This is a genomic window from Okeania sp. SIO2B3 (assembly GCF_010672525.1).
Lineage (GTDB): Bacteria > Cyanobacteriota > Cyanobacteriia > Cyanobacteriales > Microcoleaceae > Okeania.
Genome location: NZ_JAAHGH010000008.1, coordinates 182,680 through 200,069 on the forward strand (window position 1 = coordinate 182,680; position 17,390 = coordinate 200,069).

14 protein-coding genes are annotated in these 17,390 nt (G+C 32.9%); 11 read left to right on the forward strand and 3 right to left on the reverse strand.

What is annotated here, in order from left to right:
• The first annotated feature begins 341 nt into the window (after positions 1-341).
• From F6K15_RS10085 to F6K15_RS10135, 11 genes are all read left to right on the forward strand, one after another.
• A complete protein-coding gene (locus F6K15_RS10085; RefSeq protein WP_293060379.1) occupies positions 342-2,228 on the forward strand; it encodes an HTTM domain-containing protein in 1,887 nt (628 codons plus the stop codon).
• Positions 2,229-2,635: 407 nt separating this feature from the next.
• Positions 2,636-3,037 (forward strand): hypothetical protein, encoded by a 402-nt coding sequence (locus F6K15_RS10090; protein WP_293060381.1) that lies wholly within the window; start codon positions 2,636-2,638, stop codon positions 3,035-3,037.
• Positions 3,030-3,191: a hypothetical protein gene (locus F6K15_RS10095; protein ID WP_293060383.1), complete on the forward strand. Its 162-nt coding sequence runs from the start codon at positions 3,030-3,032 to the stop codon at positions 3,189-3,191. The genes F6K15_RS10090 and F6K15_RS10095 overlap by 8 nt, the downstream gene beginning before the upstream one ends.
• On the forward strand, positions 3,188-3,400 hold the full coding sequence (locus F6K15_RS10100; RefSeq protein ID WP_293060385.1) for a hypothetical protein: 213 nt from the start codon (positions 3,188-3,190) through the stop codon (positions 3,398-3,400). The genes F6K15_RS10095 and F6K15_RS10100 overlap by 4 nt, the downstream gene beginning before the upstream one ends.
• Before the next feature lie 141 nt (positions 3,401-3,541).
• Complete coding sequence (locus F6K15_RS10105) at positions 3,542-3,883, forward strand: hypothetical protein (protein ID WP_293060386.1); 342 nt, start codon at positions 3,542-3,544, stop codon at positions 3,881-3,883.
• Positions 3,884-3,934: 51 nt separating this feature from the next.
• Positions 3,935-4,216 carry a hypothetical protein gene (locus F6K15_RS10110; RefSeq protein WP_293060387.1) on the forward strand — a complete coding sequence of 94 codons (282 nt, stop codon included), beginning with the start codon at positions 3,935-3,937 and terminating at the stop codon, positions 4,214-4,216.
• 190 nt (positions 4,217-4,406) lie between these two features.
• Positions 4,407-6,029 carry a 6-pyruvoyl-tetrahydropterin synthase-related protein gene (locus F6K15_RS10115; RefSeq protein ID WP_293060389.1) on the forward strand — a complete coding sequence of 541 codons (1,623 nt, stop codon included), beginning with the start codon at positions 4,407-4,409 and terminating at the stop codon, positions 6,027-6,029.
• Between the two features lie 755 nt (positions 6,030-6,784).
• On the forward strand, positions 6,785-8,386 hold the full coding sequence (locus tag F6K15_RS10120; protein ID WP_293060390.1) for a hypothetical protein: 1,602 nt from the start codon (positions 6,785-6,787) through the stop codon (positions 8,384-8,386).
• A gap of 261 nt (positions 8,387-8,647) precedes the next feature.
• Entirely contained in the window at positions 8,648-9,616 is a 969-nt protein-coding gene (locus tag F6K15_RS10125; protein ID WP_293060392.1) for a glycosyltransferase family 2 protein, read from the forward strand.
• 66 nt (positions 9,617-9,682) lie between these two features.
• Positions 9,683-10,384 carry a TVP38/TMEM64 family protein gene (locus F6K15_RS10130; protein WP_293060394.1) on the forward strand — a complete coding sequence of 234 codons (702 nt, stop codon included), beginning with the start codon at positions 9,683-9,685 and terminating at the stop codon, positions 10,382-10,384.
• 214 nt (positions 10,385-10,598) lie between these two features.
• A complete protein-coding gene (locus F6K15_RS10135; protein ID WP_293060396.1) occupies positions 10,599-11,600 on the forward strand; it encodes a glycosyltransferase family 2 protein in 1,002 nt (333 codons plus the stop codon).
• A gap of 498 nt (positions 11,601-12,098) precedes the next feature.
• Here F6K15_RS10135 and F6K15_RS10140 read toward each other — a convergent pair whose 3' ends face one another.
• The 3 genes from F6K15_RS10140 to F6K15_RS10150 form a co-directional block, all read right to left on the reverse strand.
• Positions 12,099-13,199 carry an alkene reductase gene (locus tag F6K15_RS10140; RefSeq protein WP_293060397.1) on the reverse strand — a complete coding sequence of 367 codons (1,101 nt, stop codon included), beginning with the start codon at positions 13,197-13,199 and terminating at the stop codon, positions 12,099-12,101.
• Positions 13,200-14,303: 1,104 nt separating this feature from the next.
• On the reverse strand, positions 14,304-15,797 hold the full coding sequence (locus F6K15_RS10145; protein ID WP_293060399.1) for a 2-succinylbenzoate--CoA ligase: 1,494 nt from the start codon (positions 15,795-15,797) through the stop codon (positions 14,304-14,306).
• A 645-nt stretch (positions 15,798-16,442) separates the two neighbouring features.
• Positions 16,443-17,390: an o-succinylbenzoate synthase gene (locus tag F6K15_RS10150; protein WP_293060400.1), complete on the reverse strand. Its 948-nt coding sequence runs from the start codon at positions 17,388-17,390 to the stop codon at positions 16,443-16,445.

Here is a 17,390-nt window from a genome sequence, read left to right on the forward strand (position 1 = left end):
CTTTTTTCTCTTTTGATAGCTTTAATAATTAACTATAATTTATCATTGTTCTTCAACTGTTTGTAATAACTCCTATCTCTGTCTCTGATTTTTTTTCAGCTATCTCATACCATTTATCCATGAAGTAGAAACGAATTCAATTTTATTAACTTTGATATCCAGAAAAATGAAACAGCGATTAACCTTAATAATTAACACTCTACTAGCTAGTAGTTATCAAAAAGATTATTTTGACTGTGTTAATTACTTAAAAAATTTAAGTGTTACCTAAATGTAGCATTAAAGCATAGTAATTGATATAACTTGATGTTTAATTTAGCTAAAAAATAAAAGCTAGTACAATGATAGTAAATGATTTAAAGAAGGAAAAAAAATTAAACACTAAACTAGAGGAATTATTTGGTTTAGATTTGCGATCGCTTGCTCTATTTAGAGTGGGTTTAGCATTAGTAATTATTGTAGATTTAATTATCCGTGCTGGAGATTTAAGGTCTCTTTATAGTGATGCTGGAGTTATACCTCGGACATTACTTAAGGAAATTGCAAATCCCTTTTATTGGTCAATAAATTCAATTAGTGGGGAACCTTTTGTACAGGGCTTAATTTTCTTAATTGTTGGATTAATTGCTATAGCTTTGTTGGTAGGATATCGAACTAGATTAGCAACTATTGCTATGTGGGCATTTGTTATTTCTATTCAGAATCGAAATCCAGCTTTAAGTTTTGCTGGGGATGCTGTACTGCGTGCTTTGCTTTTTTGGGCAATGTTTTTACCATTGGGAGCAAGTTATTCAATAGATAGCGCTCTTAATTCTTCAACAGAAAAATTACCTAAACGAATTGCTTCTGCTGCTACTGTGGCACTGATGATTCAAATAGTGCTGATTTATGCAGGTTCGGCAGCTTATAAGACTAAGAGTGAGATTTGGTGGCCTGATGGAGATGCGGTTTATTATGCTTTGAATTTTGATGGCTATGCTACGCCATTTGGGCAATTTTTACTAAGTTTTCCTGAACCTATATTAAAGTTACTAACTTGGGCAGCTCTTTGGTTTGAATGGTTAGGACCTTTGATGATTTTTATTCCTGTTGGAATTACATTTTTCCGCTGCGTTTCTGTGGTTTTGTTTATTCTTTTACATATTAGTTTTGCTTTATCTTTTGAACTAGGGGTATTTCCTTATTTATGTGTGGTTATTTGGTTGGTTTTTATTCCTACAGCACTTTGGGATAATTGGCAGGAAAAAATCCAGAGTAATGAACGTCAAGGATTGAGGATTTATTATGATGCAGACTGTGGATTTTGTAAGAAAGTTGTTTATCTGTTACGCACTTTTTTGATATTACCAGGAACACCATTAACTACTGCTCAAACTGATGAATCTATCTACGCTGATATGCAGGATAAAAATTCTTGGGTTGTTGTAGACTGGCAAGGAAATCGACATTTCAAATGGGAAGCTTTGGTTTATGTATTTAGTTTGTCTCCTATTTTTAAACCTTTGGCTTTCTTAATGGGATTATCAGCAATAATGCCTCTAGGAACGAAATTTTATGAATCTATTGCTAATAATAGAAAATTTGCTGGAAATTTTACTAAACCATTGCAATTTCGTCCTCTAAATGTAGGTCCTAATTTAGGATTAAATATTGTTGTATCTTTACTACTTATCTATACTTTGATTTGGAATTTTAAAGTTTTTGTCCAACAAACTTATAACAGAAGAGAAGAAAAGAAACAGGATTTTATTACTAAAGCTGACCAATTATTTAAACGTAAGACTGTACAAAGGCTAGATGTATTGAGTAGGGTGACAAGATTAGACCAATCTTGGAGTATTTTTGCACCTGCTCCACCCAGAGATGATGGTTGGCACGTTATTCAGGGTAATTTAAAAAATGGGAAAGAGGTTGATGTTTTATATGAAAAAGGGGAGTCTATAAGTTGGGATAAACCAACGATGAAACAATTTAATAAGCTGTATAAGAATATGCAGTGGCGGAGTTATTTGATTACTCTAAACCGAGCTATGGGTCGAAAGCTTTATCCTTATTATGCAGAGTATCTTTGTCGTGAATGGAATAATAATCATGAGGGTTCTGAAAAATTAGAAAGTTTGGATGTTTTTTATATGGATGAGAGAACTGTTCCGCCAGGAGAAACACAAACTGTGGAAAAGAAAAATATTATGCAAAAATCTTGTTCGGATGAGCAAAAAGAAAATTAGGAGGATGGTATTTCAGTTATCAGTTATCAGTTTTTAGTACTTCTGCAATAAGGAGACTTGAAAATACGGAATATTCTTTTTCTCTTGGTCTATTAGAGATGGTGAGGTCTCCTCGCCATCTCTCGACTGTTTTTTATCCTCTTAAAACAGGAGACGTAACTACCCAATTTTTCGGTTACTAGGTATGTTATACCAATTTGAAAAAAGAATGTTACGAATAGTAAGATCGATAAAAATAATTTATAGTAGATGTTCCTTTGAAAGAAAAAGATAATTTAAGCCCTAAAAAATGGTATTAAAGCTATTTCCATACGACTCCTGACTCCTGACTTCCCCTCCTGGGAGGGGCTAGGGGTGGGTTGACTCCTAAGAAATACCCTATATATTTGTAGCAAAAATTTATCAATTTGGTATTATTTAATTCTTACGTTTTTATCTTTTGTTTTTTACCTTTAACTCTGATTATATTCTTTGGTTTAACGAGATTTGGTTTAATCAAGGCTGCAAAAGTTTGGTTGACAGCTAGTTCATTTGCTTTTTACGGTTATTGGAATGTTGCTTATTTGCCTTTGCTAATAATTTCAATTTTGTGGAATTATCGAATGGGGAAATTTATTGCTCAGGCTAAACCTGAAAGTAAGCAAGCAAATGTTTTACTTTGGGTAGGTATAGCTGTTAATTTAGCCATAATTTCTTACTATAAATATGCGAATTTTTTCTTGGATACTTTTAATTCAATAGTTTCTACAAATTTGAATGCTGGGCAAATTATTTTGCCTTTGGCTATTTCTTTTTATACTTTTGGTTAGAGCGCAAAATTTTCAGGATGGTCTAGATATTTTACAGACAATGCCAGGCTTGAATGGAGTAGCTATACCAGGGGAAACTCAAGGTAAATTATCTGTGTTAACTAATTTTGGTTTTCAGCTTTTGGTTTTCAGCTTAAATCTTGGAAAGATATGAGTTATCTACCGGAATTTTTTGGTAGTAAAATTTTCTCAATTTTGACTTTGATAGGCTTAACTTTTTCTGTAAGTTTCCTACCTAATACTCAGGAAATTTTGGCAAAGTTGAAACCTACTTGGTGGTGGGCAGTTTGGATTGGTGTTTTGAAAAGTGTAGCTTTATTATCGCTGAATCGTGTGTTTGAGTTTCTTTATTTCCAATTTTAAAATTTTAGATAAATGTTGAGGTAAATATGAGTATAAATAATCAACTTAGTTCTACTTACTCCCAAGCTTCATCTACCCCAAAATCAGAAAAATCTGTATTAAATTAAGAGAAGATACCGCAGATATAATTGGCTGTTTTTATTGTCGGCTCTACTACCTGTAGTAGCAGTAGGAAGATTCAATATTGTTGCAGATCCTTATGATGTATTTAATACTCCAAATTTCTTAGGAATAAATCATTCAAAACCTCGGAAAGATAATAGCGATCGCCTCTTTAAAGCAATTGATATTATTCGCATTAAACCTGTAACAGTTTTGATGGGTTCATCGAGAACGAAACGCGCTATAGATCCTAACTATCCAGCTTTAAAAAATCATCAACCAGCTTATAATGATGAATTAAAGAAAATAGTAGATTTGTGTCAAGAAAATAACATCAAGTTAATACTATTTATTTCTCCTTCTCATGCAACTCAATGGTAAGTTATTAGAGCAACAGGTGAGTGGTCAACTTTTGAAGAATGAAAACGTGAAGTGGTAAAAATTACTCCTGTATTTGATTTTTCTGGGTACAACAGTATCACAACTGAACCTATCCATAATGATATGGAAAACTATAGAGATAATTCTCATTACACAAAAAAAGTGGGCGATTTAATTCTCAACCGGATTTTATTTTATCAGCAGGAAGAAGTTCCAGAATATTTTGGAATTTTAATTAATTCAGAAAATATTGAATCTCATCTCACAAAAATTCGTCAAGACCGTGAAGTTTGGGCTAAAAATCATCCTGATGAAGTGAAGTTAGTAAAATAAACTAAACAAAAGTTTGATGAAAAAATAAGTAAAAAAAAATCAATAAAAGATAGCTTTAATTACTAAAATAAATTTTTATTTGCAAGTACATATTACCATGAATAATCGACTATCTATTAACCCATTGTTAAGGGAAGTTTTGATATCTTTTGTACTCTTATTAGGGTGCTCTATAATCATTACTGAATATATGTTTCGTAACGGAATTATTTTTGAATCCCATGATATTGGGCCTCACCTTCAATGGTTAACTCATTTTTCAAGACATCTTGCAGAAGGAATTTGGTATCCTAGGTGGCTTGCTGATACTAACTATGGATACGGTAGTCCTGATTTTGTATTTTATCCTCCTGGAGTTTACTACATTGGCTCCCTGATCAAACTAACTGGAATAGATATTCAGAAAACAGTTGCTTTGCTATTTTTATTAGCATCTTTATTGGCCGGTTTTAGTTGTTATGTTTATGGTCGAAATAAATGGGGTAAGAAAGTTGCTTTATTAGCTGCATTAGCTTATATGACATCTCCTTATGTAGTCCTAAATATATATCAAAGAGCTGCTTTACCAGAGACATTTGCTGTAGCATTATTTCCTTTGGGATTATTTTTGACAGACCAAGCTTTTGGCAAACCAAAATGGAGAATAGGTCTTGCTTTGTTTTTCACAGTTTTATCTTTGACACATGCACCTAGTCTACTTCTTTACACTATTTTTTGGTTTTTATATGTAATTTGCTTCTTACTAAAATATTCTTGGAAAGCTATTGTAATGACCATTGGTTCTGGAATGGTAGGTTTAGGAATAGCATCCTTCTACTTATTACCAGCTGTTCTGGAAAAGAATTTAGTAAATGTAAATAGTATGAGAAAAGTTGCTGGAGGATTTCAAGGCAATTTGATTTGGACTCCTGTCAGCTGGGCTAATGGATTTATGAGGAATCAAATAACAGATATTTTTACATATCAACTATTAATTATTATTGTTTTGATAATAATAATATTTTTCTGCTGTCGGCAGGAACCTAAAAAAATGAAAGAAGCTATTCTTTGGCTGATTTTTTTAGGGACTTTATCATTTCTGATGACTTATCCCTCTGTAAAGATTTGGCAAAGCAGCAGAACATTGCAAATGGTTCAATTTCCTTGGAGACTCATGGGAATGTTTTCGTTTGGAGTAGTTGCTATGCTGGCAATTGCTATTAATAGAGTTTTGAATAGTAAATCACAACTCAAGTTAATTTTATCTTTAATTTTAGCAGTGATTTTTCTAGCTAATGCTGGTTATTCCTATAATTTATCTAGAACTTTATCAGGTTTTAATAACCCTGGCAATCTACAGAAAGCTGCACTTAACCCTAAATATAAGTCAGAAGATTTCTTTAATGTCATCAAGCTTGCTCTTGATGAAAAAGAAATAAGTAAATTACAAGGTAGAGTTGAGTACCTACTATTAACACCAGAGGGAGTAGCTGCCAAACCTTTACTCGATCAACCCCCTGTCTCTATTGTTCAAGGAAAAGGATTAATAGAAGTCGATCAATGGAGTAGTTACAATAGAATTTTTAGTGTCTCAGCCACAGAAGATACTAATTTAAAAATAGGAACTTTCTACTATCCAGCTTGGCGTTTATATGTAAATAATCTACCCTATCCAATGATTGTATCTAATGATGGAACAATTGAACTCAAGCTAAATCCGGGTGACTATACAGTTAGACTTTTTTATTCTTGGACTTATCCATTTTTAGTAGGTATGATTACCAGTATTATTAGTATTATTATACTTGGGATCTACTGGTATAAATTTACTTGAAGTAATAATAAGAATTCTTAAAAAGTATCTGTAAAATAAATCTTAATAGATGCTCAAAAGTCTACGTTTTACTGGGTTACGGTGAATCACAAAGCTAACTATTAACTTTAACCATGTAATCTGCGCAAACCACCCTACACCATGATTTGATATATTATTTACAGATACTCTCTTAGTATATAAAATCATATATTTCAGTAGATACCCTTATTTGTTTCTGCTAATAATTTGAATTTTGTTTAATTATCCAGTTGTTAGATTTACTGCCGAAGCTCAATTAGAAACTAAAAGAATGTTTGCATAAACATTTTGAGAAGTTAAGTAGTTTGGTAAGCTTATGAAACAAGAAACAAGTTTAAAAAGGTTTTTATCCAGACAATCTAAATTTATCTCTAAATTCTCTCTTCCACCCTACTTAATAGAAGGAGGGATAGTTTGTCTTATATTTTTAGCGACTGTAATTATAAATTGGAGAATGATTAGGGATGGACTTAATATTAATCATGAAGTCGATCTCAAATGGCATCTTACATGGATTCAGCATTTCTCTAAACAACTTTCTGAAGGAATTTTGTACCCTAGATGGCTTGCTGGGACTAACTACGGCTATGGTAATCCCACTTTTGTTTTCTACCCGCCTCTTGTTTACTATCTTGGCTCATTTCTCCAATTAATACGACACCTATTTTTTGCAGTGATCGACTTAATTATCTAGCTTTGCCAATGTTCTGAATATTTGCAAGGTAAACTTTATTATGAAAAATCCGCTGAAACATACAACCGTAATTCTATCAGATAAGTGGCTTTTATTCGGATCAATATTATTGTTTCTATCTCTAATCTTTGGTTTATTCATTAGGATTGTTGGTGTTGTTCAATTTTCTATTCTATCTGGCGATCAAATACGAGATGCTTACGCAACTATGGAAATTTGGCAAGGGAAATTTCCTACTCTCGGACCTCACTCAGCTTGGAAATTTATTTGGGGAGATTTTGTTTACCTACCTCCCCTCTATTTCTATTTAGTCTTCCCCTTCACTATTTTAAGCAGTCAATTATCAATTCAAGCTTTTCCTGACGCGCTTTTCACTTTTCTAAGTATTCCTTTACTTGTTGCAGTAATCTACCAATTATTAGAAGGAATAGAGACTTCAAAAAGATTTTTTATCGCTAGTTTAATTGGCTTTTGGTATAGTGTTTTGGTCAGAAATATGGGTATGAATTCTGGCGGTAGTCTAGCAGGTAATCCTGGTTCTATTCCATTTTTTCTTCTTCTCTTTATTTGGCTATATAACTATCAGCTAAGTCAGCCTAAAAATTATATTAATTCTGTTTTATCTTGGATAGGATACGGTATAGTCTTAGCTATTCTAGTAAATTTACATTTCTCTGCTCTTTTTGTAATGCCAGTAGTTTTTATAATTAGCTGTATCTATTGGTTTTTCAAAAATAATAGGAACCCGAAATGCTTAGTATTATGTTTATATGCTGTGCTGTCTTCTATTATAACCTTATTACCATATTGGATAGGTGAAGTACAACGTAACTGGATAAATACGATTGGAATTATTTCCCTTGTTAGGAATGTAAGTAGCGATGAAGAATATTCGTTAAATTTGTGGGAAAGAGTAATAGTTATCATCAAATCCTACTTCAGTCTGGGGAACGATATTTACTTTATGGCTGATTCTAGAAGACTATTAATGTTTTCTATTTTGTCAGTTACTTTTCTGAGTCTTATTTTGTTAGTTGGATTACTTAAATTTAGAGGTAATAAGAATATTTACCTGATTGTATTGGCAACTTCAATTCTATTTTTTTTCGCCTATTCATCCGCTGATCAAGAGAAAACCTATAACCCTGTATTTTACAAATTATTAATATATTGTTTGCCTTTATTTTTGACCGCAGTGAGTATAGCTTATTTGAATATATCTAAACCATTAGAAAAAATAATTTTAATTATCATCGTATTTGCATTGTGTTTTTCTATCTTCAATAATCTGAGACTAAGTATTAACTACATTAACAGCCACATCGGTAAGAATCAACTACTAGCAACTAATACTATCGCAGAAGTTCTTAATACTCTTCCAGAAAGGTCAACAATTTGCGCTCCAAAAGGATTATCTAAAAATTTACGAGTCTATGAATATACCGATCAGTATGTAACAGCAAAAAACTTAAAATTCTCAGATAATTGCACTGCTGGTGATTATTATATGTCTAGTAAATTTGGCTTAAATCCAAGTACTTTTAAGGTTTACTCTTCTAAGAAAATGAAGAAGACTGTGAATGACAAAACCATGACAATAATCAAAGAGGGTAGCACTTACTATCTCTATCAAATTAATTAAATAAATTATGACTATTGAAAGGGGGATGGACGATGGCACAAAAGAAAAAATGAAATCTCGTGCCCTAGGTAGTTTTCTATAAAAATCATCCTATTCCTAGTAGAATATGAATATATTTGACAAAGGTAAATTTTTAGGAGATATAAGCTTTTTCTGTGGCGATGGGTAATTATTATTTATGGAAAAGTTAATGGTCTTAACTAATAACCAATAAAATTTATTCGGGGTGCTACTGTTAACTCTATATTGCTTGGGTTTAATATGCTTATGAAAGAAGAAAAAGTACAACTTTCCATAGTGGTTCCTTGTTACAACGAAGAACCAAATATTAACTATTTATTTGAAAGACTCATATCAGTATTAGAACCTCTAGAAATAACTTATGAAATAGTCTGTGTTAATGATGGTAGTAAGGATAATACTCTCAAGTTATTAGTAGAATATCATAAACGTAATCCTGCAATTAAAGTAGTTAATTTTTCTCGTAATTTTGGTAAAGAAATTGCGCTAACAGCAGGTATTGACTATACAATAGGAGATGCAATTATACCCATAGATGCAGATTTACAAGACCCACCAGAATTAATTGGAGAACTTATAGCTAAGTGGCAAGAGGGATATGATGTGGTCTACGCAACTAGGCGATCGCGACAAGGGGAGAGTTGGGTCAAAAAATTTACAGCTCAAAGTTTCTACAGGGTAATTCAGGGGCTAACTTCTGTAAAAATTCCACCGGATACTGGGGACTTTAGATTAATGGATCGAAAAGTTGTAGAAGCTCTCAAACAATTGCCAGAAACTAACCGTTTTATGAAAGGTTTATTTTCTTGGGTAGGTTATCAACAAACTTCCATATCATATGACCGAGATCCTCGTTTCAAAGGTCAAACAAAATGGAATTATTGGAAGCTCTGGAATTTTGCAATTGAAGGTATTACTGCTTTTAGTTCTCAACCTCTAAAAATTTGGAGTTATATTGGGGTATTAATTTCTTTAATTTCATTTATTTATGCTAGCTTTTTAGTGATTCGGACTTTGATATTTGGAATTGATGTTCCTGGTTATGCTTCATTAATAGTAGCGATATTATTTTTAGGTGGAATGCAGTTATTATCTCTCGGAATTTTGGGTGAATATTTAGGTCGCGTTCACGAAGAAGTTAAGAGAAGACCTCTTTATTTAGTTAGGGAAAGTTATGGGTTTAAAAATCAGATTACTAGGAGTGAGTAATCTCACAATTTTTGTCATTAAATAAAAAATACTAAAGCAGTAGTTTTGGGTCGGAGTAGAGATTTAATGTTCAATTTTAAAACTGGTATTTTTATCCTGACAATTATTTGTATAGTTGCGACTGGAATAGCAGCTTATTTATTAGGAGGTTTGGCTCCAGAACAAGTTCAAACTTGGCTAGAACGAGCAGGTATTTGGGCACCAATAATCTATATAGTTATTTATACAATAGCAACTATCTTAGTGTTGCCTTCCACAGCACTTAATCTGGCTGGAGGTGCAATTTTTGGACCGTGGATAGGTACATTATGGACAAGTGTAGCAGCTATAATTGCGGCAATTATCGCATTTTATTATTCTCGTACTATAGGTAGAGAATGGATTTCTCAAAAGTTAGCTGGACGATGGCAGGCAATGGATGCTGAAATGTGTCAGGGAGGATTATTTTATATGTTTGCCATTCGCTTATTGCCAATTATTCCTTATGGTTTAGTAAATTTTGCTGCTGGTTTAACATCTGTTAGTTTTAAAGATTATCTATTAGGTACTACCTTGGGAACTGTACCTGGTGTTTTGCCTTTTGTAATGTTAGGAAGTTCTGGTTTAACAGCATTAAAAACAGGTGACGTTTTACCTTTAATTGGAGCATTAAGTCTCATCGCAATGTTAGTAGGAGGCGCAACTTGGTATCGTCGCCGTCGCAGTCTACCAAAGAAAGTTATAGAAGAAATTAATAAGTCATCTTCATCAGATTTGTCTAATGATTAAATTACTGTTTGTTAATATCCAAAAATAACCAAATAACAAAAAATAAAAATTATTCATCAGGAAAATCAGGTGAAAAAAATTAATTAATAAAATCAATCAAATGCTCGAGTTAAAGTAATAAATAAAAATTAAAATAGATAAACTCCAAGTTTTAATCCCAGACCGTGATAAACTTATACTAAGTTTTTTGATCAAAAAGTTTAGGTACATAAAAATGAGTGACTATCTATCAACTCAAGAAATGGCGTTGCAGACAAACTCTCCGACTAAAACAGATTTATCTATAGTTACACCTATTTATAATGAAGTCGATAGTATTCCCCAATTACTAGAAACAATTTCTACTACTTTAATAGAAAATCAACTTACTTACGAAATTATCTGTGTAGATGATGGTTCTCAGGATGGTTCGACAAAACTACTAACAGAATTAGCTCAAAAACGTACAGATTTAAAAGCAGTAATTCTCCGCCGAAATTATGGACAAACTGCAGCTATGGCGGCAGGGTTTAAGCATGCTACAGGCAAAGTAATTGTCACTTTAGATGGAGATTTACAAAATGATCCGGCTGATATTCCACTATTATTATCTAAGCTAGATGAGGGTTATGATTTAGTGAGTGGGTGGCGAAAAAATAGGCAGGATGATGCTGTTACACGACTACTTCCTTCTAAAATTGCTAATTGGATAATTGGTAAAGTTACAGGGGTAAATTTACATGATTATGGTTGTTCTTTAAAAGCTTATCGTTTGGAATTAATTGCTGATATGAATCTCTATGGTGAATTACATAGATTTTTACCAGCTTTAGCTTTTATTGAAGGGGCAAGAATTACAGAAATACCTGTAAAACATTATGCTCGTCGCTATGGTCAAAGTAAGTATGGTCTAGGGCGAACTTTTCGAGTTGTGATGGATTTATTAACAGTATTTTTTATGAAAAAATTCCTCACTAGACCGATGCACGTTTTTGGAATGTTGGGTTTGGTTTCTGGGGCATTTGGTACATTTTTTGGGATTTATTTAACTATCCTAAAATTTGGCTTTAACGAACGGATTGGCGATCGCCCTCTACTAATTTTAGTTGTTGTCTTATTACTTGCAGGTTTACAATTATTTAGTTTTGGTTTATTGGCAGAATTACTGATGCGAACTTATCACGAATCTCAAGAACGACCTATTTATCGAGTTAGAGAAATTGTTGGTAGAAATTAACAGAAGAAGGAAGAAGGGATAAGGAAGAAGGAAGAAGTAAGAAGGGATAAGGAAGAAGGAAGAAGTAAGAAGGTATTTAGGTGTTTCTGAATAAATGTATAAAATTAAATTCTACCAAATTGAAATGAAGCTGCATAGAATAATATTTCAAGCATAATTGACCGCAGGTAAGCTTAGATAAAGTATAGATAGATTTAATGAATTTCATCATTCTATGCAACCTCATATCAAACTGGTATTAGTGATAAATTTTCGCCCAAAACAATAGTGGGGACTATACTTCAATACAGTTTCCTAGGTCATGCTGCGCAAACAGATAAGACCAAAACTCATAAGGTATGGAACTATTAGATGAGGTTTTCAGATGACAGAACAGCCAAAAAAAATCCTTAACTGAACCGTATTGGACTATGCCTATTTCTGACTCTAAAGTCACTGAAAAATTCTTTTCTACCTCCTGACTCCTGACTCCTGACTCCTTATCTAAGTTACAGAGGATTATTGATAAGTGGGAAAATCAATATATCCTTCTTTGTTAAATGAATACCAAATTTTCACATCTGCAGGTGGATTAAGGGGCCAATTATTAGCAAAACGTTCTACTAAATCTGGATTACTAATAAAAGGTCGCCCAAAAGCAATTAAGTCGGCATTTCCAGCTTTAATTGCTGTTTCAGCAGTTTCTTGAGTATATCCACAATTTCCTATAAGAGTGCTGGTGAAAACCTCTCTAAATTCAGCCAAAGTCATCGGTTCACCTAATTCGTGAGAACCAAAAGCTAAACCATCCATAACGTGAAGATAAGCTAACCCATAATTGTTTAACTGTTGCGCAACATAAATAAAAGTTTCCCGAAAATCTGGCGAACCCATATCGTTAAAATTACCATTAGGAGCAATTCTTACCCCAACTCTATTATCAGGCCAAACAGTTAAAATAGACTCTACAATTTCTTTGAGAAACTGAAATCTGTTTTTCAGACTGCCACCATAGCGATCGCTCCGATGATTAGTTTTTGACTGTAGAAATTCGTCAATCAAATAGCCATTTGCTCCATGAATTTCTACTCCATCAAAACCAGCAGACTTTGCACGTTCGGCAGCTAAACGATAATTTTCTACAATTGCTGGAATTTCTTCTGTTTCTAGAGCGCGAGGAGTTTCTAATGGTTGTTTGCCAATGGGAGTATGAACGTATTCTTGATTCAATCTAATAGCAGAGGGAGCTACTGGCAATTGACCATTTTCGTGAAAGCTACTATGAGAAGCTCGTCCACAGTGCCAAAGTTGAAGGAATATAGGAGTACCTTTGCTATGGACAGCATCTACAACTTGTTTCCAAGCTTCTGTCTGTTCGTCTGAGTAAATGCCTGGAGAATTGACCCAGCCATTAGCCTGTTTGGAAATGACAGTTGCTTCTGAAATGATTAAACCTGCCCCAGTTCGTTGAGCATAATATTCGGCCATCATAGTATTGGGCATTCGTTCTGTACCTGCTCGCGATCTAGTCATTGGAGCCATGACAACTCGGTTTTTTAGTGTTAAATCTCCCATCATTAAGGGAGTTAGTAGAGTTTGTGAATTTGTTTGAGTAGTCATTTTTTAATTGCTCAGTTTCTAGGATGAGAATTTGATATTCATTGGTTTATTTTACATGGAATTAATAATAGATTTAATTTCTCAAAAAATCAGAATTTTGAGTGACATTTAACTATCTATAGCTATAGGTTTAGAATTAAATATTTTTGCTTAGTCAAGAGCAAGATTATGTAAGCATTCAGCATTCAGCAGTCAGGTCTCAGTTTAATTAGAGCTTGAATTAGTATGAGTTAAAAAGTCAAAAAGGAAAGGTTCCGAAATATCAAAAGTTGAAAATTTAGACAATGTAAGATTTTCTTCTTTTTTAGATAACTAAAGCCTTCTTGTTCCTTCTTCCTTCTGAAAGGAAAGTTGCCGAAATACCAAAAGTTGAAAATTTAGACAATGTAAAATTTTCTTCTTTTTTAGATAACTAAAGCCTTCTTGTTCCTTCTTCCTTATGAAAGGAAAGGTTCCGAAATATCAAAATCTTAAAATTCAGGCAATGTCAGATTTTCTTATTTTTTAGATAACTAAAGCCTTCTTGTTCCTTCTTCCTTCTGAAAGGAAAGGTTCCGAAATATCAAAATCTTAAAATTCAGGCAATGTCAGATTTTCTTATTTTTTAGATAACTAAAGCCTTCTTGTTCCTTCTTCCTTCTGAAAGGAAAGGTTCCGAAATATCAAAATCTTAAAATTCAGGCAATGTCAGATTTTCTTATTTTTTAGATAACTAAAGCCTTCTTGTTCCTTCTTCCTTCTGAAAGGAAAGTTGCCGAAATACCAAAAGCTGAAAATTTAGGCAATTTAAGATTTTCCTCTTTCCTAGATAACTAAAGCCTTCTTCTTCCTTTTTCCTTCTGAAAGGAAAGTTGCCGAAATACCAAAAGCTGAAAATTTAGGCAATTTAAGATTTTCCTCTTTCCTAGATAACTAAAGCCTTCTTCTTCCTTTTTCCTTCTGAAAGGAAAGTTGTCGAAATACCAAAAGCTGAAAATTTAGGCAATTTAAGATTTTCCTCTTTCCTAGATAACTAAAGCCTTCTTCTTCCTTTTTCCTTCTGAAAGGAAAGTTGCCGAAATATCAAAAGCTGAAAATTTAGGCAATTTAAGATTTTCCTCTTTCCTAGATAACTAAAGCCTTCTTCCTTCTTCCTTCTTCCTTCTTCCTTCTTCCTTCTTCCTTCTGAATTGCTATTTTCTTTAACAATTCCCGATTAATTTTACCCTGAGAATTACGAGGTAAATTTTCAACTTTAACCCAATATTTAGGTTGTTTAAATTTACTCAATTTTCCATCAATAGCAGCCAGAAACTTTTCTACAGAAACTTCTAAGTAATCAGCAACATAAACAGCAGTAACAATTTCACCCCAATATTTATCGGGTAAACCTATTACACAAACATCAATAACTAATCCAGTTGCTAAAATAGCTGCTTCTACTTCTGCCGGAAAAACATTTTCCCCACCAGTAATAATTTTTTGACTACGACGACCTACTATATTTAAGCAACCTTGATTATCCAAAAATCCTAAATCATCCGTCACAAAAGTTTCAGAAGAATTAAATAAGTTGGGATAATACCCTAATGCTAAAGAATGAGCTTTGATGTTAATAATTCCCTTTTTCTTTTTGCCTAAAATATCGCCATTTTCACTTTTAATCATAATTTCTGCGTGGGGTAAAATTTGACCGTTGCTATTATTTCCTGTCAAAAAATCTTCCGGTTTAAGAGTAGCAATTTGAGCAGCAGTTTCAGTCATTCCGTAAGTAGGTGCTAATTTAATCTGATATTTTCTGGCTACATCAAATAATTCTTGCCAAGCAGGTGCGCCACCTAAAAGAACTGTCTGAAAATTAGATAACCACTTGGCTGTTTCTGAATTTTGTATCAGCTTTTGTAACTGAGTTGGTACTAGAGAAATAAAGAATTTATTGGGATTAATATTCCATTCTTTTTTGTCGAAAATTTCTTTATACGATGGCAAAATTACTAAATTTCCTCCAGTAGTAAAGGAGCGCATAAACTGCATTAAACCACTGACGTGATATAAGGGTAAAACACAAAATGAGTTAATTTGTTGTACTTGAAAATATTTTTGGAAACCTTCTACTGATGCTATTAATGTTTCCCATGTGTGAATGGTAAATTTAACTTTTCCAGATGAGCCACCAGTAGGAATCATAATCAAATTTTCTGGAAAAATTTCCTTGGTTTTATTATTAGTATGTATTGATTTTAGAGAGATGCTATTTTCAGGAGATACATCATTGTTATCTATATATGACCCTAGAAAATTTTCGTCGGGAGTATTTCCAAAAATTATGTCTGGTTGTACTAATTCTAATACTTGTTCCCATTCATGTTTCCCCCAATTTGGATTACATAGAAAGACTTGAAAACCAGTAGCAACAGCAGCAATGAAACTTGTAATAAATTCTGTTGATTTTGATTCTGATATAAATATCTTTGGTGCAGATTCTGAATGAAATTTTTCGCTCAAGTAATCAAACTTTTTTTGACTAATGGAATAGAGGACGCTACTTTCATTACTAATCAGTAAATCACTATTTGTACTCAGATAGTTAAAAATTTGGTTCATAAATTGTCTTGTCATATTTATTCTTGTTCATCAAAGCAATAGGTAATTCAAAGCAAAAGGTGGAATTTTTGAGTAGATTTAGTTGTAATTCTGCGCGAGTCATAGTGCTTTTTTTCTACTAACTTTTGTTTCAAATACTAAATGGAATAAAGAGGGCAGGTTTTGAGAACTAGAAGCTCTTACTTCAAGTCTTTCGCTTAAACCCGCCCCTACAATTTTTTTAACGTTTAATTATACCTACCTACTTATACTAATTTAATCAAATTAGGCTACATTAATTATCTTATACTGAAATGTGAAATAATTTCCTGAAATTACTGAGTGCATCAAAGTTTTGATCCTATAAAATCTAACTTTTAACTTTTAATTTTTGACTTCCATGAAACGGTATTATTACCAATTATTCGATTGCTATTTGCACTCAGATAGTTAAAAATTTGGTTCATCAATTGTCTTGCCATATTTCCTCTTGTTCATCAAACCAATGGGTAATTTCAGTTATCAGTTATCAGTTATCAATACCTCTGTAATAAGGAGGCTTGACCTTGGCAAATATTCTCTTTTTTTATCCCCTTAAAAAGGGAGGCTCATACCCACAATTTTTCGGTAAATTACTACTTGCACTCAGATAGTTAAAAATTTGATTCATAAATTATCTTGTCATATTTCTTCTTGTTCATCAAACCAATGGGTAATTCCAAAACCAAAAGCACGATTTTTGAGTAGATTTGGTTGTAATTCTATCGCCAGTCGTAGTGCTGATTTTCTACCAACTTTTGTTTCAAATACTGAAGAAAAAACTACATCAATAGTATGATTTTTACAAAAATTACGGAGTTGCGAAGGTGAACCAAAAATAGCAGGTTTTATCGAAAATATTCCTCGCCAACCCTGTTGATAATATTGTTGCATTTTACTGAAGTTGGCAACAGATTCATCTAAAGCAATAGGAGTCGAGTGTTGATGACTTAATTTCAACATTTCCTCAAATTTATCAGCAGGTAAAGGCTGTTCTATAAATTCAATTAAATTGAAATTTTCAGATATTTCTAACCATTGTTTTGCCTCCTCGAAAGTTAATCCACCATTAGCATCTAATCTGAGATTTGCTTCTGTAGGAAGTGCTTTAACTAACTGCTGAAAAATTTGTAGTTCCGTTTTAATTTTACTAACTCCTATCTTCCATTTAAAAGTACGATATCCCTCTTGCCATAGTTGTTGCCAAACTTCTAGAACTGCCTCTCCTTCTGGTAATAAAGCACTGTAAAAATTAGAGTTTTTCGATTCTTCTTTCTTATCTACTTCTCTTTCCCTAAGATTTTCCCAAGCTGACTCAAAACCAAACTTACAAGTAGGTAAACTTTCAGGAATAGATAAAATTGTTTCTACTGTAATTTCTGTTGGTAAGTGGTGACAAAAATCTAAAGCTTCCGACAAAGTTTCAGAGCCAAACCAACTCAAAGGAGCAATTTCACCTAAACCTATTTTCCCTGTTTCGCTGGTTAGTTGTAAAATAATTCCTTCTCTAATATCCCAGATACCATGACTGGTTTTGAGGGGTTGTTTAAAGTTCCTTTTGTAGAGGAAAAATTTTATTTGGTAGTGCAT